Origin of the sequence: Salmonella sp. GDC200615 (assembly GCF_050574145.1) — a bacterium.
GTDB classification, from domain to species: Bacteria; Pseudomonadota; Gammaproteobacteria; order Enterobacterales; family Enterobacteriaceae; genus Salmonella; species Salmonella enterica.
On the sequence record NZ_CP192247.1, the window covers coordinates 3,534,371 to 3,560,838 of the forward strand.

Consider the following 26,468-nt stretch of genomic DNA (forward strand, 5'->3'; position numbering starts at 1 on the left):
TTTTAGCTATAGTGACACATTAATGAAAAAATGATGATTCCATTATGGAAAGTATAAAAACACACTTCGTGTCTATAATCAGAAACTCTCCTGAACTGACTGTTTTTTGATTTGCGGTTGTTTCTCATATTTTGCGAAAATAAACCGGCAGATAAATAATCCTATCCCCAGCATCATCAGACATGATGCCGCAATAGCATTCCATCCCTGCCAGGAGAAAAGATACCCGTTTAAATACCCCATTACTGCACCGCCAGAGTAGTAGCAAAGCAGATAAAACGATGTCGCCTGTCCTTTTGCGTTTGGACTCCGTGAACTGACCCAGGCTAATACGGTGGAATGAGCAGAGAAAAATGCGACTGACAGTAAAACGATACCTGAAATGAAAACCCACAGAGAAGGGGCGATTAGCGTAAGAAATGCACCGACCATCATACAGATGATCAGCATACTGAGCGCATTCATCGACCCAATATTCAACGCGACACGGGCAGCATATGGCGCAAGAAAAAAAGTTAATGAGAGGCTAACTGGAATCAAACCTATCCAGGTGTAGCTCAGCTCATAAGGCGGTCGATGCAGGTAAAACGCCAGAAAATTAAAGATGGACGTAAAAGAGCCGAAAAGAATAAATCCAATGACAAAACATAATGATACGCGGATATTCTTAAAATGTTCCAACCCGCCTTTCAACACTGCACCAAGCTGTAGTGAAGGTGTAGGAACAAACTGTCGGGATGTCGGGAGAAACAACTTCACCGCGAGTGCCATAGCAATCAGAACACCACCGAAGATAAAGAAAATCGTATCTATAGATACATGCTCCATCATCAAAGTTGCAAACACACGACCAGACATACTCCCTAGCGAATTGCCAAAAATAAAATATCCAGTAACAATCCCTGCCAAAGCAGGAGAGACTTCTTCACTGATATAGACTGTAACGGCCGCCGTAATACCACTTACTGCAATGCCGAGCAAAGCGCGGTATACCACCAGCATCGGCCATGATGATGCAGTTGCGCACAATAGAGTTAAAATACCTCCTGCCAGCAACGAATAAAAAATGATTGGCTTTCGCCCAAAACGGTCAGATAACGTGCCGCTAAATAACATGGCTAATGCCAGAAACCCCACCTCAGCAGACAAAATCATCCCTACCTGATTCAATGGGATATTATAAACCTCACTTAACTTTGGTAATAAAGCCTGGATTGAATATAAAGAAGCTAACTCTGCCAAACCCGCCAGAGGTAATATCATTAAAATAGGCAAGTACTTACCTATTGTCTCTTCAATATTATTTTTCATACACAATGTTCCGTAAAAGATCCTGATTGCCATCTGCCTGTTTGCCAACAAACATCCGTGTATACAATATTTATCTTTTACGTTTACAGAATTGACAGCGTTCACATTTTATTTTTCTTAATAGAGACGAAATGGAATCAAGTGTTTTATGAAATGTAGATCATCTAAGAATGACGCGGTAATGGCAACGTAGTAAGTTATGAACTATATATTTATTCAATAAATATATAGACATTAATTTGACGAAAAGAAATGAATCGGCAGTCCAAAACTGTCACTGGCAACCCCTTCTGAACGCCGCCATCCTTAGATGGAAACGTCCGTTAGCGTTTTATTCGATAGTCAGCTCACACGAGTTCTTTGAGCTGCTCCTGCATATAGGTCGAAAAATACTCTGGGTTTTTGATAAGGATGCGGTTACCGGAGGCGACTTTCTCTGCCCATCCGGCCACTTTTTTCGTGAACTCAGGATTCCATCCCTCCTGCTCACCCCGTGCCATCACAACTTCCGGACTCGCTGGCACACCTAAGTCATGCAAATACTTTAGAATTCCCTTAGCGGTGCTTTCATCCATTGAATGGGGCACTGGCGCCGAAGTATTCATACCACCAATAAAATCCAAGGCTTTTTCAATTGCTGTTGGCATGCTCTTATCCTTAAAATTAACCACGTGAGAGACACCTTGATACTATGTACCCAACTCCGCCGGGATATCAAAGAGAACATCGCCTTTCTTTGACTTACCCCGCAGCTAAACGCTTGCGCGGCTGTTTTCTGCACTATTTTTTGGCTTCTCCGGCTAAAACCAGCCCGGTCGCTACCGCATTGCGCGGGCCTTCAGTACCACGGATATTACCCTGCCCGGCGACAACGCCGTACTGCGCCATCGTTATTGATAATGGCGGCATCGGTGGATCCTGCGCCTAAATCGAGGATCGCCAGCGGCACGGCGCATCCATGCGTCGTTAACGCGCCAGCCACAGCCATGTTGGCTTCCACACCACCGACTTCAACTGGGGTATTTAACCGGGCGCTTAGCTCGCTGGCGATAGCCTGCATCTGTAAGCGATCGGATTTCACCATCGCCGCAATGCCAACGGCGTTTTCCATTGAACATTCCCCGGCAATGCCACCCTGTACCGCGCGGGGAATAAACGTATCCACCGCAAGAAGATCCTGGATATGCACGGCGTTCATGTCATGACTGGTCAGCGAGGCCATTGATCTTACCCAGCAATAGTGGACACGCGACTAAGTGAGTAAACTCACAAGTAAGAGGTGACTCACATGACAAAACCAGCATCAACCACCAAAAAGCCACGCAAGCAGCACACGCCTGAATTTCGTCAGGAAGCCCTGAAACTGGCTGAACGCATTGGGGTGGCCGCTGCCGCCCGCGAACTTAACCTGTATGAATCACAGCTCTACAACTGGCGAAGCAAACAGCAAAATCAGCTCTCTTCTTCTGAACGCGAGCAGGAGATGTCCGCTGAGATCGCCCGTCTGAAACGTCAACTGGCAGAACGGGATGAGGAACTGGCCATTCTCCAGAAGGCCGCGACATACTTCGCGAAGCGCCTGAAATGAAGTATGTCTTCATCGAAAAACATCAGGCTGAGTTCAATATCAAAGCCATGTGCCGTGTACTTCAGATTGCCCGTAGCGGCTGGTACGTCTGGCATCAGCGTCGTCATCAGATAAACCAGCGTCAGCGGTTCCGCCTTGTCTGTGATAACGTCGTCCGGGAAGCATTCAGTGACGCAAAACAACGCTATGGTGCGCCACGCCTGACGGATGAGCTTCGTGCTCAGGGTTACCAGTTCAACGTGAAAACCGTGGCGGCCAGCCTGCGTCGGCAGGGGCGGCGGGCGAAAGCCTCACGCCGGTTCCGTCCGGTCAGTTACCGCAAACATGATCTGCCAGTCTCAGAGAATTGGCTGAAGCAGGACTTTTACACCAGCGGCCCGAATCAGAAGTGGGTGGGTGACATCACGACGAGAACTGGCATCTGCAAGTGTGATCGTCGGATACACACCCAGCGAGATCATTTTTGGCTTACCGGCAAAACGATAACGGAACCGCCAGCTCTTGCTTCCATTAGGTTCAATTAGCAATGACAACCCTTGCCCATCTCCGAGTGTATAGGCTTTAGTTTCAGGCTTAGCGCGGCGAATCTGCATATCGTTTAAAGGCATGTGGATAGGAATCCAAGACCGAACAGGAACATATACACAATCCTATACACATTCAGTGTCGGATTCTACTGGATGGTTACGGACGGTGATGGACAAAAAAGCAATAAAGTCGTTATAAATCAGTGTATTTATGGATGAATACGGACGTTTGAGGAACTTGAGATGGTGCCGATAATAGGAGTCGAACCTACGACCTTCGCATTACGAATGCGCTGCTCTACCAACTGAGCTATATCGGCCCTGAGAAGGGTGTGTTCACGCGGGTGAATCACGGGGTAGAAGGTTAAAACTAACCGGGCGGTGCGTCAATAGCCTTGCTACTCAACCGGCTATTTTTGCACCGCTCGACATTAATTACGCACGAATCGTACCATCGCCAAAGCCGATCCACTTATAGGTGGTAAGCGCTTCAAGCCCCATCGGACCGCGGGCATGTAATTTCTGCGTGCTGACCGCCACTTCTGCGCCAAGCCCAAACTGCCCGCCATCGGTAAAACGGGTAGAGGCGTTGACATAAACCGCAGCGGAATCCACTTCGTTCACGAAACGCGCAGCATTATGCATATCACTCGTCAAAATCGCATCGGAGTGCTGAGTACCATGTTCGCGAATGTGAGCGATAGCGCCATCCATATTTTCGACCACCACAACGTTCAGATCCAGAGACAGAAACTCGTTATCCAGCTTTTCCGGTTTCAGCGGCACCAGTTTGGCAGGGCCATGCAGTTGCATGACGGTTTCATCCCCATGCAACGTCACGCCGCTCTCCGCCATCTGCTTGCTCAGCGCAGGCAAAAAGCGTTCTGCGATGTCCTGATGCACCAGCAAGGTTTCCACCGTGTTACAGGTGCTCGGGCGCTGGGTTTTGGCGTTAACAATAATCTTCAGCGCCGGGGCGATGTCTGCGCTGCTATCAACAAAAATATGGCACACGCCAATCCCGCCGGTAATCACCGGAATGGTGGATTGCTCGCGGCACAGTTTATGCAAGCCTGCGCCGCCGCGCGGGATCAGCATATCGATGTACTTATCCATACGCAGCATTTCATTGACCAGCGAACGGTCCGGATTATCAATCGCCTGAACCGCCGCCTCCGGTAAACCGCAAGCTTTCAGCGCCTTCTGAATGACACGAACGGTTGCGGCATTCGTGCGATACGTCTCCTTCCCACCGCGTAGAATCACCGCATTACCGGTTTTCAGACACAAAGAAGCCACATCAACGGTAACATTCGGACGCGCCTCATAGATAACGCCAACCACGCCCAACGGCACGCGGCGGCGTTCCATACGTAGCCCGCTGTCCAGCAGACCGCCGTCGATCACCTGCCCGACCGGGTCGGCGAGATTACAGACCTGGCGCACATCGTCAGCAATCGCTTTCAGACGCGCAGGGGTCAGCGTCAGGCGGTCCAGCATCGCTTCGCTCAGGCCATTGGCTCGCGCCTGCTCAACATCTTGTACGTTCGCGCTGAGGATACTTTCCATTTGCGCTTCCAGTTCATCGGCTATTTTTTCCAGCACGCGATTTTTTTCGCCGCTGGAGAGCAGCGCCAGCTTATACGACGCCGCTTTAGCAGCAATGCCCATTTGTTCCAGCATATGCCTGTTCCTTATCGAGTAATCATGTCATCACGATGAACAGCGACCGGGCCATATTCATAGCCCAGAATCGCATCGATTTGTTGAGAGTGGTGACCGGCTATCCGCCGCAGAGCATCACTGTTATAACGGCTGACGCCATGAGCAATATCACGCCCTTGCAGGTTACAAATTCTGATGACCTCCCCCCGCGAGAAATTGCCCGTCACGCTTTTGATGCCTTTTGGCAGAAGTGAACTGCCACGTTCCAGCATTGCCGCGGTCGCGCCTTCATCAACCGTAATTTCACCTGCCGGCGGCGCGCCGAAGATCCAACGTTTGCGGTTCTCCAGCGGCGAGGCTTGCGCATGAAAACGGGTGCCGACGGAAATCCCCTCCATCACATCGCCGATCACGCCCGGTTTACTGCCTGAGGCAATAATCGTATCAATACCCGCGCGACAGGCCACGTCTGCCGCCTGAAGCTTAGTGCTCATACCACCGGTTCCCAGCCCGGAAACGCTGTCTCCCGCGATAGAGCGCAGCGCATCGTCAACGCCATACACATCTTTGATAAGCTCCGCCTGCGGATTGCTACGCGGATCGGCGGTAAATAATCCTTGCTGATCGGTCAGCAGCAGCAGTTTATCCGCGCCTGCCAGGATAGCCGCCAGCGCGGAGAGGTTATCGTTATCGCCCACTTTAATTTCCGCTGTCGCAACGGCATCATTTTCATTGATAACCGGCACAATATGGTTATCCAGTAATGCACGTAGCGTATCGCGGGCGTTCAGAAAGCGCTCTCTGTCTTCCATATCCGCACGCGTCAACAGCATCTGCCCGATATGGATACCGTAAATTGAAAACAACTGCTCCCACAGTTGAATCAGGCGGCTTTGCCCTACCGCCGCCAGAAGCTGTTTAGAGGCGATCGTTGCCGGCAGTTCCGGGTAGCCGAGATGTTCACGTCCGGCGGCAATCGCGCCAGAGGTAACAATAACAATACGATGTCCCGCGGCGTGTAGCTGCGCGCACTGGCGGACAAGTTCTACGATATGGGCACGGTTCAGGCGGCGCGATCCGCCTGTTAGCACGCTGATGCCGAGTTTTACGACCAGCGTCTGGCTGTCACTCATGATTCTCTGCCGTTCAAAATAAGAAATAAAGACCAAATGAACGTTTTAGCAGGACTGGCTCCGGTTGCCAACAACCTGTACGCGTAGCGTGAAATTTTGTTGCGCAGGATCAGCAAGCGTAGCGGCGGAATTTGACCATTTTATTACCGCAACAATTAAACATATTTTTTTAAAAAAATCCTCACTTTGTCATAAATCTTTCATTACCGAACGTTAAAAACCTTCCTGTTTTTTACCGGGTCTCCCGACAAATCATAGCGCGTAATTAAAACAGGAATGGAAATGAATAAGAGCACTCTGGCAATAGTGGTGAGTATCATCGCATCAGCATCTGTTCACGCCGCCGAGGTTTACAATAAAAACGGTAATAAGCTTGATGTGTATGGAAAAGTTAAAGCCATGCACTATATGAGCGATTATGACAGCAAAGATGGCGATCAAAGCTACGTTCGTTTTGGTTTTAAAGGCGGAACGCAAATTAACGATCAATTGACCGGCTACGGGCGCTGGGAAGCTGAGTTTGCCGGTAATAAAGCCGAAAGTGATTCGTCCCAGCAAAAAACCCGCCTGGCCTTTGCTGGCCTGAAATTAAAAGATATCGGTTCTTTTGACTATGGACGTAACCTGGGCGCGCTGTACGATGTTGAGGCCTGGACGGATATGTTTCCCGAATTCGGCGGCGACTCTTCCGCCCAGACCGATAATTTTATGACTAAACGCGCCAGCGGGCTGGCGACTTACCGCAATACCGATTTCTTCGGCATCGTTGATGGACTGGATCTTACCTTACAGTATCAGGGGAAAAACGAAGATCGCGATGTGAAAAAGCAAAACGGCGACGGCTTCGGCACATCCGTGAGCTATGATTTCGGCGGCAGCGATTTTGCCGTCAGCGGCGCTTATACTCTCTCCGATCGCACCAGGGAGCAAAATCTGCAGCGCCGCGGTACGGGCGATAAAGCCGAAGCCTAGGCTACGGGTGTTAAGTATGACGCTAATGATATTTATATTGCGACCTTCTATTCAGAAACCCGCAACATGACGCCAGTTTCCGGCGGATTTGCCAATAAAACCCAAAACTTCGAAGCGGTTATCCAGTATCAGTTTGATTTTGGTCTGCGTCCGTCATTAGGCTATGTGCTGTCAAAAGGCAAAGATATTGAGGGCGTCAGCAGTGAGGATTTGGTGAATTACATTGACGTTGGCGCAACCTATTATTTCAACAAAAATATGTCCGCGTTTGTAGATTACAAAATCAATCAGCTTGATAGCGATAACACGTTAGGCATTAATGACGATGATATTGTGGCAATAGGGTTGACCTACCAGTTCTGATAAGTCGCATTGTGCCTGATGGCGCTACGCCATCAGGCATGGCAGCAGGGTTATGCCGACAGTTTTACCGGCTCGTCGTTGAAATCGTCAGACGGCTCCAGCGCCAGCTCCATAGAAATCAGCAGGTCGCGTAGCTTTTCATGAAACTCGCGTAGCGTGTATTCCAGTCGCTCCACCACTTCGGTTTCGTTAATCGGCACTGCGGTCCAGTTGCCCTCTTTATCAAACAAACCAAACTGATAACGATAAGTGAAGCGTTTCTCTTGTGCTTCCAGCTCCATCCACCAGCCCCAAAATTCACGCTTCTCTGGCGCGGGCTTCACGTTGACGCAAACTGCCAGGCAATCGAAAAAAAAACGATTGTCTTCGCACTGCCCTTCCCGGATATAAGGGCCAAGCGCGGTAAATTTCTTGATCAATCTACTTTTCGGGTGTCCACTCGGTAACGTCATTGCGATCTCCTTTAATGAAGCAACTGTTTTACCAAATCAATAGAATTTATCAATCTATTAACACAATCTATGATTAATCCAGTCGGTAATTTCTTGCAGCGCGTGGTCAAAATTACGGTACACCGGGTTAAAAGGGATCTCTATCAGCTTACCGTCTGAAGATGATGTTGTAATTAAGCGAGACTCTTCTTCCGGGCTGAAAGGATCGTTTTTCCAGAAGCCGGAAAGCATTGGCGTAGGACAACGTCTGCCCAGTAGCCCCTGTACTTTCAACGAATAGCGATTGAGCTCCACACGCAGCGCCTCATCCGAAGCATCATGCATACCCAGACGGCTGGCCAGCACATCCAGATACATCTCCGGCACCGTGCTCTGTCGTTGCGGATCGCTAAGTAGCGCATGGACCACCGGCCCCAGGCAAGCCACCGCCTTCAAACGCGGCGCTTCCAGATAGGCCAGACGCACCGCAACATTGGCGCCAAAACGGAAACCAAACGCCGCAACACGGGTATGATCCACCCAGGGGACATTAGGAAGCGCTTTTAACACATGCTGATGGAGCAAGCTGGAATCCTGGGTTAATTTCCACTTTGATGAAAATCCAACCGAAGGCATATCAAGCGTTAACATCGCGATACCGCGCGGCGCGAAATAGCGTTCATACAGGGTGTAATAGTCGGTTTGCATGGCGTCCAGGCCGCCGCACATGAGCACCGTCGGAAACGGGCCATCCCCTTTCGGCATATGTAAAAACGCGGTGACAGGCGAACCGCCAGGAACGGCAAACTCCATTTCACGTAACGAGCCTGGCAACCTCTGCGCGGCCTCTTCATAGGCGCGATTCGCCAGCGCCTGCGCCTGCTCCGCCAGCTCATCGCCCTTCAAATGCGGGTAGGCGGCAATGTTATAGAGCGTTGAGGCATGAAGCCAGTAGCGTCCGCTGCGCATGGCGTCCTGTTCCTGACAGGCTTTCTGCTGCCAGTCCATCGCCTGCTTTGCCCATTCATAAATCCAGTTGCCGCCGCGGTAACCGATGACCGTATCGTATAAATCATCATCCGTTCGCTCTGCGTCGCTCATCACAATGCGCGCCTGCACATCAAGGATTTCTCGTGGGTCAACGCCGCGCCAAATCCACATCAGGCGGTTTATCATGCGATACCAGTGCGGGACGTTCTTACCGTCCAGCGCGGATTGCATGGGCGGCTGCGACCCACGATTGAACCGACGGACAAGGGTAGACGTTTCAGTATGTTTAAAGCGGGGTTTGAACAGGGTTTCGCTGAGGTTAGCCTGTGTCATTCGTGCAGCCTCCTTGGATACTCATAGAGGCTTATTGTAACCAATAAAACAGCGCCCGGCATTGCCGGGCGCTCTGAAAAGCTGCTGATTAACGACCTGAAATCGGCGGTACAAATACCACACCCATATCCCAGGGCTGCTCAATCCAGGTGTTCTGAGGAATATCAATAACATAATCATCAACCAGCGGACGGCCCGCCGGTTTAGCGAAAATCGTGACGAAATGCGCTTTAGGGTACATTTCGCGAATCGCGACGGCAGTGCCGCCGGTATCGACCAGATCGTCGATGACGATAAAGCCTTCGCCGTCGCCTTCTGCACGTTTCAGCACTTTCAGTTCGCGCTGGTTATCGTGATCGTAGCTGGAGATGCATACGGTATCGACATGACGAATGCCCAATTCACGCGCCAGTAGTGCGCCCGGTACAAGGCCGCCACGACTTACGGCAATAATGCCTTTCCATTGTTCTGAAGGCATGAGGCGGCTCGCCAGTTTGCGTGCGTGAATCTGCAACATGTCCCAGGTGACGACGTATTTTTCGCTCATGTGAAGTGTCCCAGCCTGTTTATCTACGGCTTAAAAAGTGTTCGAGGGGGAAATAGTTGCGCGAGATTATAGAGACCTGACGCGCTAAAAACCAGTGTTTAGCGGAATCCACGCCTCTTTTTGTATGCTTTATACTACCCGCAGGCGGAGAAAGTGGTATTCTCAGTCGCATCTCGTAAGAGTTATCAATTCCGCTAACCCTGTGGCCTGTAAGAACGTTTTTCAGACCACCGCCAAGGAGACTTATCGTGTCTGAACTGTCTCAGTTATCACCACAACCTTTGTGGGATATTTTTGCCAAAATCTGTTCTATTCCTCACCCGTCCTATCACGAAGAGCAACTCGCGGAACATATTGTGAGTTGGGCCAAAGAGAAAGGCCTTTACGTGGATCGCGACCAGGTCGGTAATATTCTGATCCGTAAGCCCGCCACTGCAGGTATGGAAAATCGCAAGCCGGTCGTTTTACAGGCGCATCTGGATATGGTGCCGCAAAAAAATAGCGACACCGTTCACGACTTCACTACAGATCCTATCCAGCCTTATATTGATGGCGAATGGGTTAAAGCGCGCGGTACTACGCTCGGCGCCGACAATGGTATTGGAATGGCTTCTGCGTTAGCGGTACTGGCTGATGATAATGTCGTCCATGGCCCGCTGGAAGTGCTGCTGACCATGACCGAAGAAGCGGGCATGGATGGCGCGTTCGGCCTCCAGTCCGGCTGGTTGCAGGCCGACATCCTGATCAACACCGACTCTGAAGAAGAAGGTGAGATCTATATGGGCTGCGCAGGCGGTATTGATTTTACCTCTAATCTGCCGTTGACCCGTGAAGCTGTACCCGCAGGATTTGCGTGCTTTAAGCTAACCCTGAAAGGCCTGAAAGGCGGCCACTCCGGTGGTGAAATTCACCTCGGTCTTGGCAATGCCAACAAATTGCTGGCGCGTTTTCTGGCCGGGCACGCAGAAGAACTGGATCTGCGTCTGATCGATTTCAACGGCGGCACGCTGCGTAACGCGATTCCGCGCGAAGCGTTCGCTACCCTCGCCGTTGCCGCAGACAACGTAGGCGCGCTGAAAACATTAGTGAACGCTTACCAGGATATTCTGAAAAACGAACTGGCGGAAAAAGAGAAAAACCTGACGCTGCAACTCAATGAGGTTGCCAGTGATAAAGCCGCATTGACCGCGCCGTCACGCGATACCTTTGTGCGCCTGCTGAACGCAACGCCGAACGGCGTGATCCGCAATTCAGACGTGGCGAAAGGCGTAGTGGAAACATCGCTGAACGTTGGCGTGGTCACAATGTCCGATGCGAATGTCGAAATTCACTGCCTGATTCGCTCTCTTATCGACAGCGGTAAAGATTATGTGGTGAGTATGCTGGATTCGCTGGGCAAGCTGGCTGGCGCGAAAACCGAAGCAAAAGGCAGCTATCCTGGCTGGCAGCCCGATGCGAACTCGCCGGTCATGCACCTGGTGCGGGAAACCTATCAGCGTCTGTTCAACAAGACACCGAACATCCAGATTATCCACGCCGGCCTAGAATGCGGTCTGTTTAAGAAACCCTATCCGGATATGGACATGGTTTCTATTGGGCCTACCATTACCGGACCTCACTCTCCGGATGAGCAGGTACATATCGAAAGCGTCGGCCACTACTGGACTCTGCTGACCGAATTGCTGAAAGCGATTCCTGCGAAGTAAGAAAGCGCTAAAATGCCCGTCCCATTTCTGGACGGGCTATCAATATGGAATATCGGGTATCCATTGCCAGATAAGCTCTCCTGGATGCGCTGAATAGCGCTGCGGCTACACGCGAATAGCCAGACAGCCCTATAACAGCGCTGGTAGCACCGAATTATTGTGGCGTAAACGCCATTCCTTTAAATATCCGTAGCGGATTGCCGCGCTCAATCTGATGATGGAACAGACGCCTTTCAGACTTCAACGCCGCACACCCATTTTGCCGTTGCTGTTCCAGCCGCCAGGCAATCAGCAGCCGGGTCAGACGCTTATTCGCATGTTGACTGCGCTCCGACTGAACCTTCACGCTAATCCCGCTCACCAGGTGCGTGGCCCGCACTGCCGAGTCGGTTTTATTAACGTGCTGCCCACCCGGGCCGGAAGAGCGCAGAGTCTCGAAACGAATCTCATCAGACTGTATGTGTTCGTCGGCGGAAAAGCGCCCAATGCCGACGTACCAGTTTTTTCGCCCATGGTGCGGGCGATACGGGCTGGTACAAATCCACAGTAACGTGCCGCACCAACGTTCACTGAAAGCCATGGCTTTTTCGCCGTCCAGCGAGACCAGCGCGGAACGCAGCGTGTCTGGTAATCGTCCCGGCTCTGTTTCAAGCCGTGTCAGCGATACCTTTTCTCTGGAGGCTTCTTTCGTCAGACAATCCAGCGCTTTTTTTACCGCCAGACAACACTCGTCCGGTCCCTGTGCGGAAGAAAGTTGCAGTAAGATCATGCGCTTTTCTCCCCTGAGGCTTTCAGCGTCAGCACCGGACGCAGGCAGGCAACCGGCGTAATCAGTCCGGCGTCTGCCAGACAATCCACAACGCTATCGATGGATTTATACGCCTGCGGCGCTTCTTCATAAATGAGCTGTCGATCGCGGCAAATCACCCGGCTACCCATCCCGGTACGGCAGAGCTGTCGCGGGGTAAATTTTGCCGATAACCGGTCTTTACACTCGGTACGCATCCATTTGCGCCCCGCGCCATGCGCCAGGGAGAAGAGGCTCTCCTCGCTGACGACGGGTTTCACCAGCCAGCTATAATCGCCGCGCGAGCCGGGGATAATCACCAGTCCCTGCCCATCTGGCGTAGCGCCCTTACGATGCAGCCACCCCGCCTCACCCGCGACAGTACAGGGTTCAACGAAGTTATGCGCCACATCCAGCCGCGGTTCGCCCTCAGCCCTGAGCTGTTGCAGTATCCGGCGGGCAATCAGCGCGCGATTACTGCGGGCAAATGCCAGCGCATCGTCATGTTCTGCAAGGTAGCGGCGCGCATCGTCGCTATCTTCCGGCAAACCGTTATGCGAAAACGCCTCCACATGACGACGCAGGATAGCTTGCCCCAGACCGCGTGAACCACTGTGTACCAACAGTAATAACTGCGCTTTTTGCAACCCCGACAAAGCGAACGAATCAGCATCGACGATGCGATCGACCTGCTGCAGCTCGGCAAAATGATTGCCGCCGCCAATGGAACCCAGCGCAGAGCGCCACGAATGATGCTGCATTGCGGCGGGGACATTCTCCTCCAGCCACTGCGCGTCCGCCACGTCAGTCAGCGACGCCAGCCGCTTCTCCAGTTTATCGGCGTTATATTTACGCCCTAAAATATCCGTTTGCCATAACGCCATGCCGCAGCCGATATCGTTGCCGACCAGCGCCGGATAAAAGCGTCCACGCGAGAAAAAAGCTGCGCCAATAGGGTAGCCGCGCCCCGGATGCAGATCTGGCATCCCGATAACGCGTTTCATACCGGTTAACTTAGCCGTCGTATATAATTGTTGGATCGCGGAATCTTCGATCCACAGGTTATCTGATGCGATAGAAAATACCACATCTGATAAAGGACGAATATAATTGCCCATATACCATTCCATATATGAATTAAAAAATCAGGAAATGGCAGACTAATCCAGGGCAATAAAAGAAAATTAATCCTGGAAAGGTCTGCAAAGTGCGTTCAGAGAATAAAGTGTCATGATGAACCTCCTTTGCAGTTATTGAGAATGAGAAAACGTGGGTATAGTAATACTGAAATTTAGATGGCGCAATCGTAATAGTGATAAAATCTTAATAGCCTGACTTATAACCCTAACACCAACTGTCGCTCCAGTTGAGGGTCGAGCAGCGTTACGTGTAACCCCACCAGCCGTACGCCGCGCTCGCCGCGACGCTCGTTCCAGGTTTTACGGGCGGTGGTAATTAAGTCTTCTTTATTTAATTGCGGCCAGACATGTTCCTGAGTGGTTTGCTGAAAATCATTAAATTTTAATTTAACGCCCTGTCGGGCAATCAGTAAATCGGGCTTTACTATAGCCAGACGACGCTCCAGTTCCGGATATAAATATTCAATAATGGCCTCGCAGTCCGACCACTCATGAATATCCTCCGCCAGAGTACGCTCAACGCCTACCGATTTACGCAGCCTTTCGCTGTTAACATCACGCTCGTCAATACCCTGACTACGCTCCCATAATACCCGGCCAAATTTACCAAAGCGTTTGAGAAGCATCGCCAGATCGCACTGTTGAATATCCCCGCAGGTTCTTAACCCCATATTTTCCAGTTTGGCGGCGGAAACTTTCCCCACGCCTGGAGTTTTGGCTAACGGCAACGTTTTAAGAAAGTCGGGTACATCGGCTGGCGTAATAACATATTGTCCGTTCGGTTTATTGAGATCGGAGGCGATCTTCGCCAGAAATTTCACTGGTGCAACGCCAGCGGAGGCGGTGAGTTGCAGTTCATTGAAAATAGTCTGACGAATCTCCCTGGCGATCAGAGTTGCCGATCCATAACAGTGCGGGCTGTCAGTCACATCCAGCCAGGCTTCATCCAGCGAGAGCGGTTCAATCAGTGAAGTGTAGCGGGAAAAGATGTCACGTACATGCCGCGAAGCCTCTTTATAGGCGTCAAAGCGGCCAGGCAATAGGGTGAGATGGGGGCACAGCTTTAGCGCCATGGCGGTCGGCATCGCGCTACGTACGCCAAACTGGCGCGCAGGATAGTTGGCGGTACTGATAACGCCTCTTCGCTCACGACTCCCGCCAATGGCAATGGGAATATCGCGTAACGCCGGATTATCACGCATCTCTACCGCGGCAAAAAAACAGTCCATATCAACATGTATGATTTTGCGCATCGCTCGCCCCCACAATACTGTTTAAGTGTACAGTATGTTTTATTGCGCGCAAAGAGACATTCGCGTTAAAAATGCGACATATTCGAAGGTATGACGACGAAAGCGGCGGGAAAATTGTAAACGTACACACGGGGACTTGCGAAAAACTGCCGTGGTGCTAATGTGAGCGCTCCAAATCCAGATTACTCCGATTTGGGGACTCTTTTGCCGTTCTGGCGTGTGTAACCGTTTTATCAAGGAACAAGCAGTATGCGTAAAATCGCATTTTTTCTTGCGATGCTTCTGATGCCGTGCGTCTCATTTGCCGGTTTGCTGAGCAGCAGCAGCCCCGTCACGCCGGTCAGTAAAGAGTATAAGCAGCAGTTAATGGGCTCACCGGTCTATATTCAGATTTTTAAAGAAGAGCGCACCCTTGATCTCTACGTCAAAATGGGTGAGCAATACCAGTTGCTTGATAGCTACAAAATTTGCAACTATTCCGGCGGGTTAGGCCCGAAACGCCGTCAGGGCGATTTTAAAAGTCCGGAAGGGTTTTACAGCGTTCAGCGCAATCAACTCAAGCCAGACAGCCGTTTTTATAAGGCCATCAACATTGGTTTTCCAAATGCCTACGATCGCGCGCATGGCTATGATGGTAAATATCTGATGATTCACGGCGCCTGTGTTTCCGTCGGCTGCTATGCCATGACCGACAGCGGCATTGATGAGATTTTCCAGTTTGTCACCGCCGCGCTGGTCTTTGGTCAGCCGAGCGTGCAGGTGAGTATTTATCCGTTCCGGATGACCGACGCCAATATGCAGCGTCATAAATATTCATATTACAAAGATTTCTGGGCGCAGCTAAAACCCGGCTACGATTATTTTGAACAAACGCATAAGCCGCCAACTGTTTCTATCGTTGATGGGCGTTACGTCGTGGGCAAACCGTTGAGTCACGAAGTCGTTCAGCCACAGCTGGCCTCAAATTATACGCTCTCCGAGGCAAAATAACGCCCATTCGCCTGGCATAATCTTTTGCCAGGTTTCATTCCCCGTTAGCGGCTGGGTAGCAATCACGGTAACCACGTCATTTGGCGTGGTCTGTGAACTGAAATCAATTTCCATATCCTGATCCACCAGCGTGGCTACGCCAAACGGCGCCCGGCGAGTGATCCAGTGCAAATGGGTTGAGCAAAACGCCATCACATATCGCCCATCTGACAGCAGCATGTTAAAAACGCCTTTTTCACGTAATACCGTCGCCAGTGTCGCAATATATTTAAATACCGCCGTCATGTTGCCCGGCGTGCGGGGATAACGCTGCGTTAATTTATGCAATAGCCAGCAAAACGCTTTTTCGCTGTCGGTTTCCCCCACCGGACGAAAATTACCGGTTTCCAGCGACTTATAACCGTTGAGCTGACCGTTATGAGCATAAGTCCAGTTGCGTCCCCATAATTCCCGGGTAAAAGGGTGTGTATTTTCCAGCGCCACTTCACCGCGATTAGCCTGACGGATATGGGCGATAACCGAGCAGGACTTGATCGGGTAATTCTGTACCAGTTTCGCAATCGGCGAATGGTAGCTCGGTTGCGGATCTTTAAACGTGCGACAGCCCTTTCCTTCGTAAAAGGTAATTCCCCAGCCGTCTTTATGCGGCCCGGTTCCGCCGCCACGCTGCACCAGTCCGGTGAAGCTAAAGCAGATATCCGTCGGCACATTGGCGCTCATCCCAAGCAGTTCGCACATACATCACCTCCACAAACGCCTTAAGCGGGAAGGCGTAATTTTTACAGCCAATCAAATCTCAAAATATCGAAGAAAACAATATGCTATACCCTAAATAATTCGAGTTGCAGGAAGGCGGTAAGGGAGGAAAACCCCAGTCACATAGATAACTATGTGACTGGGGTTTCTGAGCGCAACCAACGCACCTGCAGCTTGAAGTATGACGGGTATAGTTATTTAACCATCTCTTTTTCGATCAACTGAATCAGGATATGAATTACTTTGATATGAATTTCCTGAATACGATCGGCATAACCGAAGTGCGGTACGCGAATTTCAATATCCGCCGTTCCCGCCATTTTGCCGCCGTCTTTGCCGGTCAACGTAATCACTTTCATGCCTTTTTCACGGGCCGCGGCAATCGCTTTAATCACGTTACCAGAGTTACCCGACGTCGAGATCCCTAACAGGACATCGCCTTCGCGCCCTACCGCCTCAACGTAACGAGAGAAAATATAGTCATAGCCAAAATCATTACTGACGCAGGATATATGGCTAACATCAGAAATCGCAATTGCCGGGTAGCCCGGACGATTTTCACGATAACGACCTGTCAGCTCTTCAGCAAAGTGCATCGCATCGCAATGGGAGCCGCCGTTACCGCAGGAAAGTACCTTACCACCCGCTTTAAAACTGTCAGCCAACAGGACCGCCGCGCGCTGAATGGCGTGAATATTGGCGTCATCTTTTAAAAAATTAGCCAGCGTTTCCGCCGCTTCGTTCAGTTCGTTACGAATAAGATCCTGGTACATGAGGATATCCTTCAGCATGAATGTAAATGACAGTATGCAGTGTACCGGATAGCAGTACAGGCGAGAAGCATAAGCCGAATTAACGCCTCACGCTTTTGATTTTTCGTGCCCCCAAAAACGGCAACAATGTGAGCTTTGTTGTAATTATTTTGTAAACACATTGCTAAAAGATTTTACATCCACTACAACCTAATCATCACAAGTGGTCAGACCTCCTACAAGCAAGGGAGCTTTTCGTTATGATGATTTTGAGTATTATCGCTACGGTTGTTCTGCTCGGCGCATTGTTCTATCACCGCGTGAGTTTATTTCTCAGCAGCCTGATTCTGCTCGCCTGGACCGCCGCACTTGGCGTCGCTGGCCTGTGGTCCATCTGGCTGTTGGTTCCTCTGGCCATTATCCTCGTGCCGTTTAACCTCACACCGATGCGAAAATCAATGATTTCCGCACCGGTGTTCCGCGGCTTCCGTAAGGTCATGCCGCCGATGTCGCGCACTGAGAAAGAAGCGATTGATGCCGGTACAACCTGGTGGGAAGGCGATCTGTTCCAGGGCAAGCCTGACTGGAAAAAACTGCACAACTATCCGCAACCGCAACTCACTGCCGAAGAGCAAGCGTTTCTCGACGGCCCGGTAGAAGAAGCGTGCCGGATGGCGAACGATTTCCAGATTACCCATGAACTGGCGGATCTGCCGCCGGAACTGTGGGCTTATCTGAAAGAGCATCGTTTTTTTGCGATGATCATTAAAAAAGAGTACGGCGGACTGGAGTTCTCCGCTTATGCGCAGTCCCGTGTACTGCAAAAACTGTCCGGCGTCTCCGGGATTCTGGCTATCACCGTCGGCGTTCCAAACTCACTCGGCCCTGGCGAGTTGTTGCAGCACTATGGTACGGAAGAGCAGAAGAATCACTATCTGCCGCGACTGGCGCGCGGCCAGGAGATCCCCTGCTTTGCGCTGACCAGCCCGGAAGCAGGTTCTGATGCAGGCGCCATTCCGGATACCGGCGTGGTTTGCATGGGCGAATGGCAGGGCCAGCAGGTGCTGGGTATGCGCCTGACCTGGAACAAGCGTTACATTACGCTGGCACCGATAGCTACCGTGTTGGGCCTGGCGTTTAAGCTTTCCGATCCGGATAGATTGTTAGGCGGAGAAGAAGAGCTGGGTATTACCTGTGCCCTGATCCCCACCTCAACGCCGGGTGTGGAAATTGGTCGTCGTCACTTCCCGCTTAACGTTCCGTTCCAGAATGGTCCAACCCGCGGTAACGATATTTTCGTGCCTATTGATTATATTATCGGCGGCCCCAAAATGGCCGGACAAGGCTGGCGTATGCTGGTGGAATGTTTGTCGGTAGGACGCGGTATTACCCTGCCGTCCAACTCCACTGGCGGGGTGAAATCCGTCGCGCTGGCAACCGGCGCCTATGCTCACATTCGTCGTCAGTTCAAAATATCTATCGGCAAGATGGAAGGTATTGAGGAACCGCTGGCGCGTATTGCAGGTAACGCTTATGTGATGGATGCCGCCGCATCGTTAATCACCTATGGCATTATGCTGGGTGAAAAACCGGCGGTACTGTCGGCTATCGTGAAGTACCACTGCACCCACCGCGGCCAGCAGTCCATTATCGACGCGATGGATATCACTGGGGGTAAAGGCATTATGCTGGGCGAGAGCAACTTCCTGGCGCGTGCTTACCAGGGCGCGCCTATCGCGATCACCGTGGAAGGCGCGAATATCCTGACCCGTAGCATGATGATCTTTGGTCAGGGCGCCATTCGCTGCCATCCTTATGTACTGGAAGAGATGGCCGCAGCGCAGAATAATGATGTGAATGCCTTTGATAAGCTGTTGTTTAAACATATCGGCCATGTCGGCAGCAATACCGTCCGCAGTTTCTGGCTTGGCCTGACCCGCGGATTAACGAGCCATACGCCAACCGGCGACGCCACGAAGCGTTATTACCAGCATCTGAACCGACTGAGCGCAAACCTGGCGCTGCTGTCTGACGTGTCAATGGCGGTACTGGGCGGCAGCCTGAAACGCCGCGAGCGTATCTCCGCGCGTCTGGGCGATGTGTTGAGTCAGCTTTATCTGGCCTCAGCCGTACTGAAGCGTTACGACGACGAAGGTCGCCACGAAGCCGACCTGCCGCTGGTGCACTGGGGCGTACAGGATGCGCTGTATCGTGCTGAACAAGCGATGGACGATCTGCTGCAGAACTTCCCGAACCGCGTCGTGGCCGGATTGCTCACCGCGATGATCTTCCCGACTGGCCGTCATTATCTGGCGCCGTCTGATAAGCTGGATCACGCCGTGGCGAAGATCCTACAGGTGCCGAACGCCACACGTTCACGCATTGGGCGCGGTCAGTATCTGACGCCCGCCGAACATAATCCGGTCGGTTTACTGGAAGAAGCGCTGCGTGATGTCATCGCTGCCGACCCTATCCACCAGCGCATCTGCAAAGAACTGGGTAAAAATCTGCCGTTTACTCGTCTGGATGAACTGGCGCGCAATGCGCTGGCGAAAGGGCTTATAGATAAAGATGAAGCCGCCATCCTGGCGAAAGCGGAAGAGAGCCGCCTGCGCAGTATCAACGTTGATGATTTTGAACCTGAAGCGCTGGCGACCAAACCGGTAAAGCTGCCGGAGAAAGTGCGTAAAGTCGAAGCCGCATAATCAGTCTCGTGTCTTTCCTGCCCCGCTTTCGCGGGGCTTTTTCTTGCCGCTTTTTTATTATTGCTCATGCTACAGTGTAAAGACGCTGTTCAATGAGGAGCTCCGATCGTGTCTGGTTTGAAAATTACTCTGTTGCAACAACCTTTAGTCTGGATGGACGGCCCGGCAAACCTGCGTCATTTTGACAGACAGCTAGAGCTCGTATCTGGCCGGGATGTGATTGTTCTGCCTGAAATGTTTACCACCGGCTTTGCGATGGAGGCCGCTAATAACTCACTTTCGCAAGATAGCGTGATTACGTGGATGCAGGCCAAAGCCCGACAAACTGACGCTCTGATTGCCGGCAGCGCGGCGCTACAAACTGAGCGCGGCGCCGTAAATCGCTTCTTACTGGTTGAACCGGAAGGCAAGGTTCATCTCTATGATAAGCGCCATCTGTTTCGTATGGCGGATGAACATCAACATTATGCCGCAGGCGATAAACGCATCATCGTGCAGTGGCGCGGTTGGCGCATTCTGCCGCTGATCTGTTACGATCTGCGCTTTCCGATATGGTCGCGCAACCGCAATGATTACGATCTGGCGCTGTATGTAGCGAACTGGCCCGCGCCGCGCTCGCTACACTGGCAAACATTACTGACGGCGCGCGCTATTGAAAATCAGGCTTATGTCGCAGGCTGCAACCGGGTTGGCACTGATGGCAACGGGTTACATTATCGCGGCGATAGCCGGATCATTAATCCCCAGGGTGATATTATCGCCACCGCCGAACCACACCAGGCGACACGTATTGATGCCGATCTTTCTCTCGTCGCCTTGCAGGACTATCGCGAAAAATTTCCAGCCTGGCGCGATGCCGATCCATTCACCTTGTAAGCAACCTGCCGCTAACCGCGGCGGGATTGTTTCACTCCGTAACTCTCCGTAAAACAAATTCGCGTGGCGTAATGTGGCAGGCAACGTATTCTGACTAAGAGCCTATCCCACCAGGCGTTATTGGCGCAGCCAGTTTGGACACGGACAGCGCGCAAAAACCGGAGCGTACACGTAGTACGTGAGGTTTGACTCGCTACGCTCGCCCTTCGGGCCGCCGCTAGCGGCGTTCAAAACGCTAACGCGTTTTGGCGAGCACTGCCCAGGTCCAAAATGGCAAGTAAAATAGCCCTAATGGGATAGGCTCTAAGATAATTGCTCGCCATTCGTGGGTAATAAAAACGGTTAATCACTCCCTTATCAGGATATCTTCATGAAAAACTTTGTACGCACAACTTTACTGGCAGCGACTCTGGCGGGCGTTTCTTTTGGCGCTTTCGCCACCACTGTCCCCAATCCTCCCCTGCCCGCCCAAGATCCTATTGTCCAGCATCTGAAGCTAACAAACGATCAGATTACCCGGATCAAAAAACTTCACCAACAACTGGAAACCGACGTCAGTCAGATTTCTATGAAGGGAATTAAAGACGGTGCGCTGATAGAGGTGATTAAATCCGGTAAATGGGATGACGCCGCCGTAAAACAGCAGCTTGCAGCCTTCAGTAACATAGAACAACAGGCTCGCTATTATCGGGTTAAATATTATTTTGATTTAAGCAAAGTCTTAACACCAGAACAGCGTCAACAGGTACAACAAGATCTCGCCCAGGCACTTGAGTAAATATTTTTGCCCGTTATTCCGGGATAACGGGCTTTATCCAGGTCGGGTACAAATTCATCTTCATCTTTTTCTTACAGCATCGCTCCATCTCACACTACCCGTTACATAACGTAGAAGTGAAACCGTACGTGGGGCAATTTGGCGAGGAGATGGATTTCCATACCGACGATTATCGTATTGTTATTTAAAATCTTCATCTCATTTTTTACCCGCTTACAGAAAACCCAGCGTTACAATAGACCGTTTTTTGGGCTTCGTTTATGTAATCGTTATATCACACCCAATACCGTGAAACTTGTCTTTTAGCCCAATATTAAGGCAGGTTCTGAAATGAAAAACTTTTTCGCAGTCTGCATCATTCCCCTTGTGGTAGCCTGGTCCGCTACTGCATCAGCAAAAGAAGGGATCTATATCACCGGGAAAGCGGGGACATCCGTAGTCAATGTCTATGGAATCAACTCAACCTTCAGCCAGGATGAGATAGTTAATGGTCATGCAACGTTACCTGACCGTACCAAAGGCGTTTTTGGCGGCGGGGTTGCTATCGGTTATGACTTTTATGATCCATTCCAGCTTCCAGTACGTTTAGAACTGGATACCACTTTCAGAGGTGAGACGGATGCTAAAGGCGGGCAGGATATTATTGCATTTGGTGATCCAGTACACATAAATGTAAAAAATCAGGTCCGAATGACCACTTACATGGTTAATGGCTATTATGATTTTCACAATAGTACGGCATTTACTCCCTATATCAGCGCAGGCGTTGGCCTCGCTCATGTGAAGCTAAGTAATAACACCATTCCTGTTGGTTTTGGTATTAATGAAACTCTGTCTGCTTCAAAAAATAACTTTGCCTGGGGCGCAGGTATCGGTGCAAAATATGCTGTAACAGATAATATTATGATTGACGCCAGTTATAAATACATTAATGCTGGCAAAGTAAGCATTTCAAAAAATCACTATGCTGGTGATGAACATACCGCTTATGATGCAGACACAAAGGCTGCCTCCAATGACTTCATGCTCGGCATTACTTACGCCTTTTAAACACTATCGGTAAAATAGCTGGTCCTGTGGGTTCCCGAAGGCGCAATGGAGGATATCAGTAATGAATACTCCTGCGCCTTCAGAAAATCGTTGAACAGGTGCAACCTGGCGCCATTTTTCAGTACACTGCAACGTTTCTGGTATGGGCTTAACTTCCGGCTGCCCAAAAACAGCCCCGTCCTGTTTCCGGGTATTATCATTTCCGTCAGTCGGCATCATGTTTTGTATTGGGCATCGTCAAAAGACGACTGGGTGACCAGTCGCATATCTCGATGCCTCAATTCAGTCATCATGTGGGTTTAAGTCAGGAACGTATCAAAACCATTCCAAACGGGTTAATCATCATTCAGAAAATCAATTTGTGGGCGATTATTCCATTTATCTTCAATAAAAGACAGAAAGCGTTGAAATAAAGGAGAATAATACTGACGATGACGCCATACAAGATAAATGGGGAGATCTGGAACCCTCCATTCAGGAAGTATAATTTCAAGTTCATTATTTTTTAAGTATTTGGTGGCAAGCCAGGCCGGAGTCATGAGGTTGATACCCTTTCCTTCTAAAACCAAATTAAGAACACTCAAAAGATTATTGGAAGATAAATGAACATTAACAGCGCCACTAATAGTGTATGATTCATCCTGACGGAAAAGAGTAAGAGGTCCGGAAAGACCATGGTTGTGAAGACCCACAATAATGTGATTTTCCAAATCGCCAGGATGTGAGATCCTGCCATATTTTCTGATATATTTCGGACTCGCACAAAGAGCCAACTTTAAAGGGCTTATCTTTCGATACACGAGATCCTCACTTTCGATTATGCCACTTTTAAAAACCAGCTCATCAAACTCCAGGGATTTACTAAAAAAATCGCTACGCTCTCGTGAATCCAGGTAGATTTTTGTATCCGGATAGCTAGCTGTAAATTCCCATATCCACTTATTGGCAAGAAACTCACAGACAATAGCCGGAGCCGAAAATTTTATACTCCCTCTGATAATTTTATCCGGATTTCGCAATTCATCCAGCAAGGACTGAAAGGAAGATGTTATCCTTTTCATGCTTGCATAGGCTGTCTGACCAGCTCCAGTCAGTTCTAAGTGATGTGAATCGCGCCGAAGTAAAGGAACCTCAATAGAATTCTCAAGGCGGCTAAGCGATTTACTGACAGCAGAAATGCTAATATCTAATTCCCGCGCAGCCCGGGAAAGACTCCCTACTTCCGCCACTTTAATAAATATCATCCAGTCTCGCATACCACGATTATTGATCAGTTCCATCATTATCTTCCGTTGATAAAAGAAATTCTTATATTAAAGGAGCTATCAACGACTTACTGATGCGTCATTGTGTGCCTCAATGTCCTTGATATCATCATAATAAAAAATCTATTGGCGCAAAATAGCATCTGAATCGATCATGATTTTGCATCCATCTCCGGTTACTAATTGAACCTGTTTACCACTCAGTGTAAATACCCTATCTCAGAAGTGATCGTCAAGGTTGTCGCCGAACCAGATACCAATAATAAAGTGGTTCATTGTCATGCGCCCGTTCTGCAAAGGCATTCTCCTTTTCTGTGACGCAGTCTGGAGCGCATTAATTGCATCGTTCACCTAACAAAGTATCCCGTGGAAACAAGCAAAACATCGCCAGATTATTCTTACTTAAGTCCCCCCCACCCGGTTCGACATTATTTGTGAAAGTGGAGGAAACAGAACAGACGGTTTAAATAAGACGCTTACTCAAAACATAAACCTATGTGCAGGCTCCTCTCATTTCGTCACGTCGCTGATATCCAGCTTTACTGGCGCCAGGGGAAGATATCTGCGCAAGGCAATAATTCCGGCGCAACAACAACCACTCCCGCTAGGCCTCTGTACATTCAAAATCTCCCATGACCAAAAGCCAGCGGGTAGAAGCCCTGCGCCAGTGACCTGCTGCCTCCAGATTCTGCGCAACCGGGTCTATCACGGCCTCCGGTGTTATCTTATTTCTGCTCAAAATCAGCACCATCATTTGGGATATAGCCTACAACCCCTGCCCGCCGATGATGGGGGAGGATTCGGTATGCAGCACTTTCATCCTGGTCTCCGGCTCAGTCAGCTATCCGACGTGCCTCCTTATGCCGGGCCAGCAGCGAAGAAAATCCGGGCGTGGTGTGATAAAACAGACGACGTTTCAGCCAGCCCACATTCTTTCGCTCCTTTGTGTTGATACGACCAATACGCTGTGAACCGATGACTGGATTGTTCATACGCCTTTCTGTGGTATACAGGTATGTGAACCCCAGCTCTTCAGCCACATGAATATAGTCAGAACAATACCAGCCCTCAGGCCAGCACAGATGCTGACTGCAGTAACCCAGCATCTCCCTCATCCGCTTACGACTAAGAAGAATATCGACACGAAGCAAATCCGACGGATTACGGGACACAGGTTTCTGGTCCCAGCGTCGGTGGGTGTGCGTGTGCGAGTGAAACTCAACAAGGCCACTGAGGTGCATCTCCCGGACCTCTGACCAGCGCAGCATGACCTCATCAGCCCGGCCTTGTTTAACCAGCTTCTGACGCTCATCATGAGAGTACACCGGTTCGCCTGCAGGAATACGGACCGGTCCGTCACTGATCAAACTGGTCACAAGAAAGAGATGCGCATGCAGATTAAACTCCTGCAGCACCGGAAAAACCTGCAACCAGTTATCCAGCCAGCCGCCATCAAAGGTCAGCATGACGCTTTTACGAGGCAATCTTGCACCATGATAAAAAGCTTCCACCTCTGCAGCGGTAACGGTTTTCCAGCCAGATTCAGCCAGCCATTTCATCTGCGCCCGGAACGTACAGGGAGATAAGGTTATCTGTCCGGGTTTATCACTGACATGGTGATACATTAATACCGGTAAATGTCGTGCATAAGACATATGCTTTATTCCTTTATGTAAAAAATAAATTATTTTTACGCCTGAGGGGACAAGAAAAAGCCCCCTAAACATAAAATCTTAAATATCACATATGAATACCTGACAGATAAACAAACCTTATACTAAGGGCTTATAAAGCCCCGCTCACAAAAGAGTGAATCAAACAAATCCACAAAACAGAAAATAATAAAGGCATCAGTGTCCGTTAAATTATTTTACGAAACATAATATTCCTCTCCCTACAAAAAAAGATGAATTTCAGATTTTAAAATCAATCAGCAATTGATTTTTCTGCAATGAAGATTGCTAACCATATTTGCCTTGAGTAAATTTTCAATACATCCTCGAACCTGATATACAGTATTCGCCTTATTCACTGATACAGGAAGTATGAGTGGAACAGACGGCTACGTATCCTCCTGCGCCAATGCACAGGCCTTAAAATCTAGCGTCCAAGTGTCCGCAGGCACTTCCTGATTGCCATCAACGACCACACTAAAACTGGCGTTATCTGCAGCGGTTCTTAAAATGGCGCCACGACCACTCACCGTATCTGGTTGCCACCCCTCGCCCTCCAGGCGAACCTGAATGTGATGGCGAGGATCCTGTTGCCCGCTCAGCAGCAATACGGTAGGCGTGTTACCCGCCTTTTGCTCATCGCTCCATACCCGAAACCCGCTGTGACTGCCGTGATAAGTCACCCAGCCTTGCGCAAGCACCATCCCATCTGGCACATGCCCGGCCCGAAAGTAAGTACCTACACGTAGCGTTGTCTGAAGTTTTTCTGCGGCGTTCGCTATCGGCACCAAGCTACTGGCAGCGACCAGTAAGCTTACGCTATAGATAACCGTTTTCACTCGCTGTATTTTCATCCACATTATTCTCTCCTTCAGAAT

Annotated in this window: 23 protein-coding genes, 1 tRNA gene and 5 pseudogenes; 8 read left to right on the forward strand and 21 right to left on the reverse strand. The window is 50.2% G+C overall.

What is annotated here, in order from left to right:
* Positions 1–78 precede the first annotated feature (78 nt).
* The 4 genes and pseudogenes from ACQ29O_RS17070 to ACQ29O_RS17085 form a co-directional block, all read right to left on the reverse strand.
* Positions 79–1,317: an MFS transporter gene (locus ACQ29O_RS17070; RefSeq protein ID WP_077918276.1), complete on the reverse strand. Its 1,239-nt coding sequence runs from the start codon at positions 1,315–1,317 to the stop codon at positions 79–81.
* Between the two features lie 341 nt (positions 1,318–1,658).
* The gene (locus ACQ29O_RS17075) at positions 1,659–1,982 is read right to left on the reverse strand and encodes a DUF1889 family protein (protein ID WP_001673904.1); all 324 of its coding nucleotides are present in this window, start codon (positions 1,980–1,982) and stop codon (positions 1,659–1,661) included.
* Positions 1,983–2,091: 109 nt separating this feature from the next.
* On the reverse strand, positions 2,092–2,220 hold the full coding sequence (locus ACQ29O_RS17080) for a diol dehydratase reactivase ATPase-like domain-containing protein (RefSeq protein WP_077221214.1): 129 nt from the start codon (positions 2,218–2,220) through the stop codon (positions 2,092–2,094).
* Positions 2,168–2,533, reverse strand: a pseudogene (locus ACQ29O_RS17085) (diol dehydratase reactivase ATPase-like domain-containing protein); the annotation flags it as partial. The pseudogene ACQ29O_RS17085 and the gene ACQ29O_RS17080, both read right to left, overlap by 53 nt.
* Positions 2,534–2,599: 66 nt before the next feature.
* Between ACQ29O_RS17085 and ACQ29O_RS17090 the strand changes: the two are divergent.
* Positions 2,600–3,306, forward strand: a pseudogene (locus tag ACQ29O_RS17090) (IS3 family transposase); the annotation flags it as partial.
* Here ACQ29O_RS17090 and ACQ29O_RS17095 read toward each other — a convergent pair.
* The 4 genes and pseudogenes from ACQ29O_RS17095 to proB form a co-directional block, all read right to left on the reverse strand.
* Positions 3,283–3,507: pseudogene (locus tag ACQ29O_RS17095) on the reverse strand (Arm DNA-binding domain-containing protein); the annotation flags it as partial. The pseudogenes ACQ29O_RS17090 and ACQ29O_RS17095 overlap by 24 nt on opposite strands.
* Positions 3,508–3,670: 163 nt before the next feature.
* A tRNA-Thr gene (locus ACQ29O_RS17100) sits at positions 3,671–3,746 on the reverse strand.
* 115 nt (positions 3,747–3,861) lie between these two features.
* Entirely contained in the window at positions 3,862–5,109 is a 1,248-nt protein-coding gene (proA, locus tag ACQ29O_RS17105; RefSeq protein WP_000893239.1) for a glutamate-5-semialdehyde dehydrogenase, read from the reverse strand.
* An 11-nt stretch (positions 5,110–5,120) separates the two neighbouring features.
* Positions 5,121–6,224, reverse strand: a complete 1,104-nt coding sequence (proB, locus tag ACQ29O_RS17110; RefSeq protein ID WP_020937120.1) for a glutamate 5-kinase — start codon at positions 6,222–6,224, stop codon at positions 5,121–5,123.
* Positions 6,225–6,506: 282 nt separating this feature from the next.
* On the opposite strand from proB, the pseudogene phoE reads away from it, so the two are divergent.
* Positions 6,507–7,559 (forward strand): annotated as a pseudogene (gene phoE, locus ACQ29O_RS17115) (phosphoporin PhoE).
* A 50-nt stretch (positions 7,560–7,609) separates the two neighbouring features.
* Here phoE and crl read toward each other — a convergent pair.
* The 3 genes from crl to gpt all read right to left on the reverse strand — a co-directional run bounded on the left by crl (position 7,610) and on the right by gpt (position 9,860).
* The gene (crl, locus tag ACQ29O_RS17120; RefSeq protein ID WP_000174693.1) at positions 7,610–8,011 is read right to left on the reverse strand and encodes a sigma factor-binding protein Crl; all 402 of its coding nucleotides are present in this window, start codon (positions 8,009–8,011) and stop codon (positions 7,610–7,612) included.
* Positions 8,012–8,068: 57 nt separating this feature from the next.
* Complete coding sequence (frsA, locus tag ACQ29O_RS17125; RefSeq protein ID WP_000189586.1) at positions 8,069–9,313, reverse strand: esterase FrsA; 1,245 nt, start codon at positions 9,311–9,313, stop codon at positions 8,069–8,071.
* 88 nt (positions 9,314–9,401) lie between these two features.
* Positions 9,402–9,860, reverse strand: coding sequence for a xanthine phosphoribosyltransferase (gene gpt / locus ACQ29O_RS17130; RefSeq protein ID WP_001292018.1), 459 nt, complete (start codon positions 9,858–9,860; stop codon positions 9,402–9,404).
* Positions 9,861–10,108: 248 nt separating this feature from the next.
* Between gpt and pepD the strand changes: the two genes are divergently transcribed.
* Positions 10,109–11,566, forward strand: a complete 1,458-nt coding sequence (gene pepD / locus ACQ29O_RS17135) for a cytosol nonspecific dipeptidase (protein WP_001292977.1) — start codon at positions 10,109–10,111, stop codon at positions 11,564–11,566.
* 154 nt (positions 11,567–11,720) lie between these two features.
* On the opposite strand, the gene prfH is transcribed toward pepD, so the two are convergent.
* From prfH to dinB, 3 genes are all read right to left on the reverse strand, one after another.
* Positions 11,721–12,335 carry a peptide chain release factor H gene (gene prfH, locus ACQ29O_RS17140; RefSeq protein ID WP_020937121.1) on the reverse strand — a complete coding sequence of 205 codons (615 nt, stop codon included), beginning with the start codon at positions 12,333–12,335 and terminating at the stop codon, positions 11,721–11,723.
* Positions 12,332–13,471 (reverse strand): RNA ligase RtcB family protein, encoded by a 1,140-nt coding sequence (locus tag ACQ29O_RS17145; protein WP_000528899.1) that lies wholly within the window; start codon positions 13,469–13,471, stop codon positions 12,332–12,334. The genes prfH and ACQ29O_RS17145 overlap by 4 nt, the downstream gene beginning before the upstream one ends.
* 218 nt (positions 13,472–13,689) lie before the next feature.
* Entirely contained in the window at positions 13,690–14,745 is a 1,056-nt protein-coding gene (gene dinB, locus ACQ29O_RS17150; protein WP_001226202.1) for a DNA polymerase IV, read from the reverse strand.
* Positions 14,746–14,994: 249 nt separating this feature from the next.
* Here dinB and dpaA point away from each other — a divergent pair, with 249 nt between their 5' ends.
* Positions 14,995–15,735, forward strand: a complete 741-nt coding sequence (dpaA, locus tag ACQ29O_RS17155) for a peptidoglycan meso-diaminopimelic acid protein amidase (protein ID WP_001225657.1) — start codon at positions 14,995–14,997, stop codon at positions 15,733–15,735.
* Here dpaA and ACQ29O_RS17160 read toward each other — a convergent pair.
* Complete coding sequence (locus tag ACQ29O_RS17160) at positions 15,706–16,473, reverse strand: class II glutamine amidotransferase (protein ID WP_000333387.1); 768 nt, start codon at positions 16,471–16,473, stop codon at positions 15,706–15,708. The genes dpaA and ACQ29O_RS17160 overlap by 30 nt on opposite strands.
* A gap of 212 nt (positions 16,474–16,685) precedes the next feature.
* Positions 16,686–17,264, reverse strand: coding sequence for a D-sedoheptulose 7-phosphate isomerase (gene lpcA, locus ACQ29O_RS17165; RefSeq protein WP_000284051.1), 579 nt, complete (start codon positions 17,262–17,264; stop codon positions 16,686–16,688).
* Positions 17,265–17,503: 239 nt separating this feature from the next.
* Between lpcA and fadE the strand changes: the two genes are divergently transcribed.
* The 4 genes from fadE (at position 17,504) to pagN (ending at position 22,652) form a co-directional block, all read left to right on the forward strand.
* The gene (fadE, locus tag ACQ29O_RS17170) at positions 17,504–19,948 is read left to right on the forward strand and encodes an acyl-CoA dehydrogenase FadE (protein ID WP_000973041.1); all 2,445 of its coding nucleotides are present in this window, start codon (positions 17,504–17,506) and stop codon (positions 19,946–19,948) included.
* 108 nt (positions 19,949–20,056) lie between these two features.
* Positions 20,057–20,824 (forward strand): amidohydrolase, encoded by a 768-nt coding sequence (locus ACQ29O_RS17175; RefSeq protein WP_000015789.1) that lies wholly within the window; start codon positions 20,057–20,059, stop codon positions 20,822–20,824.
* A gap of 370 nt (positions 20,825–21,194) precedes the next feature.
* Positions 21,195–21,602 carry a Spy/CpxP family protein refolding chaperone gene (locus tag ACQ29O_RS17180; RefSeq protein ID WP_253336139.1) on the forward strand — a complete coding sequence of 136 codons (408 nt, stop codon included), beginning with the start codon at positions 21,195–21,197 and terminating at the stop codon, positions 21,600–21,602.
* Positions 21,603–21,932: 330 nt separating this feature from the next.
* A complete protein-coding gene (pagN, locus tag ACQ29O_RS17185; protein ID WP_000787603.1) occupies positions 21,933–22,652 on the forward strand; it encodes an adhesin/invasin protein PagN in 720 nt (239 codons plus the stop codon).
* A 3-nt stretch (positions 22,653–22,655) separates the two neighbouring features.
* Here the strand turns inward: pagN and ACQ29O_RS17190 are convergent, their stop codons facing one another.
* The 5 genes and pseudogenes from ACQ29O_RS17190 to afaD all read right to left on the reverse strand — a co-directional run bounded on the left by ACQ29O_RS17190 (position 22,656) and on the right by afaD (position 26,450).
* Entirely contained in the window at positions 22,656–22,871 is a 216-nt protein-coding gene (locus ACQ29O_RS17190; RefSeq protein WP_001575654.1) for a hypothetical protein, read from the reverse strand.
* 116 nt (positions 22,872–22,987) lie between these two features.
* The gene (locus ACQ29O_RS17195; protein WP_020937122.1) at positions 22,988–23,935 is read right to left on the reverse strand and encodes a LysR family transcriptional regulator; all 948 of its coding nucleotides are present in this window, start codon (positions 23,933–23,935) and stop codon (positions 22,988–22,990) included.
* A gap of 495 nt (positions 23,936–24,430) precedes the next feature.
* Positions 24,431–24,668, reverse strand: a pseudogene (locus ACQ29O_RS17200) (PerC family transcriptional regulator); the annotation flags it as partial.
* 82 nt (positions 24,669–24,750) lie between these two features.
* Positions 24,751–25,572 carry a polysaccharide deacetylase family protein gene (locus ACQ29O_RS17205; protein ID WP_000119378.1) on the reverse strand — a complete coding sequence of 274 codons (822 nt, stop codon included), beginning with the start codon at positions 25,570–25,572 and terminating at the stop codon, positions 24,751–24,753.
* A gap of 407 nt (positions 25,573–25,979) precedes the next feature.
* Positions 25,980–26,450, reverse strand: coding sequence for an AfaD family invasin (gene afaD / locus ACQ29O_RS17210; RefSeq protein WP_000266939.1), 471 nt, complete (start codon positions 26,448–26,450; stop codon positions 25,980–25,982).
* Between the last annotated feature and the right edge of the window lie 18 nt (positions 26,451–26,468).

Bases quoted from the DNA above. Each gene is read 5' to 3' on its own strand.
- ACQ29O_RS17080 (WP_077221214.1), bottom strand. From the start codon at position 2,220: ATGCCGCCATTATCAATAACGATGGCGCAGTACGGCGTTGTCGCCGGG.
- proA (WP_000893239.1), bottom strand. From the start codon at position 5,109: ATGCTGGAACAAATGGGCATTGCTGCTAAAGCGGCGTCGTATAAGCTG.
- proB (WP_020937120.1), bottom strand. From the start codon at position 6,224: ATGAGTGACAGCCAGACGCTGGTCGTAAAACTCGGCATCAGCGTGCTA.
- crl (WP_000174693.1), bottom strand. From the start codon at position 8,011: ATGACGTTACCGAGTGGACACCCGAAAAGTAGATTGATCAAGAAATTT.
- frsA (WP_000189586.1), bottom strand. From the start codon at position 9,313: ATGACACAGGCTAACCTCAGCGAAACCCTGTTCAAACCCCGCTTTAAA.
- gpt (WP_001292018.1), bottom strand. From the start codon at position 9,860: ATGAGCGAAAAATACGTCGTCACCTGGGACATGTTGCAGATTCACGCA.
- prfH (WP_020937121.1), bottom strand. From the start codon at position 12,335: ATGATCTTACTGCAACTTTCTTCCGCACAGGGACCGGACGAGTGTTGT.
- ACQ29O_RS17145 (WP_000528899.1), bottom strand. From the start codon at position 13,471: ATGGGCAATTATATTCGTCCTTTATCAGATGTGGTATTTTCTATCGCA.
- dinB (WP_001226202.1), bottom strand. From the start codon at position 14,745: ATGCGCAAAATCATACATGTTGATATGGACTGTTTTTTTGCCGCGGTA.
- dpaA (WP_001225657.1), top strand. From the start codon at position 14,995: ATGCGTAAAATCGCATTTTTTCTTGCGATGCTTCTGATGCCGTGCGTC.
- ACQ29O_RS17160 (WP_000333387.1), bottom strand. From the start codon at position 16,473: ATGTGCGAACTGCTTGGGATGAGCGCCAATGTGCCGACGGATATCTGC.
- lpcA (WP_000284051.1), bottom strand. From the start codon at position 17,264: ATGTACCAGGATCTTATTCGTAACGAACTGAACGAAGCGGCGGAAACG.
- fadE (WP_000973041.1), top strand. From the start codon at position 17,504: ATGATGATTTTGAGTATTATCGCTACGGTTGTTCTGCTCGGCGCATTG.
- ACQ29O_RS17180 (WP_253336139.1), top strand. From the start codon at position 21,195: ATGAAAAACTTTGTACGCACAACTTTACTGGCAGCGACTCTGGCGGGC.
- pagN (WP_000787603.1), top strand. From the start codon at position 21,933: ATGAAAAACTTTTTCGCAGTCTGCATCATTCCCCTTGTGGTAGCCTGG.
- ACQ29O_RS17190 (WP_001575654.1), bottom strand. From the start codon at position 22,871: ATGATGCCGACTGACGGAAATGATAATACCCGGAAACAGGACGGGGCT.
- ACQ29O_RS17195 (WP_020937122.1), bottom strand. From the start codon at position 23,935: ATGATGGAACTGATCAATAATCGTGGTATGCGAGACTGGATGATATTT.
- ACQ29O_RS17205 (WP_000119378.1), bottom strand. From the start codon at position 25,572: ATGTCTTATGCACGACATTTACCGGTATTAATGTATCACCATGTCAGT.
- afaD (WP_000266939.1), bottom strand. From the start codon at position 26,450: ATGTGGATGAAAATACAGCGAGTGAAAACGGTTATCTATAGCGTAAGC.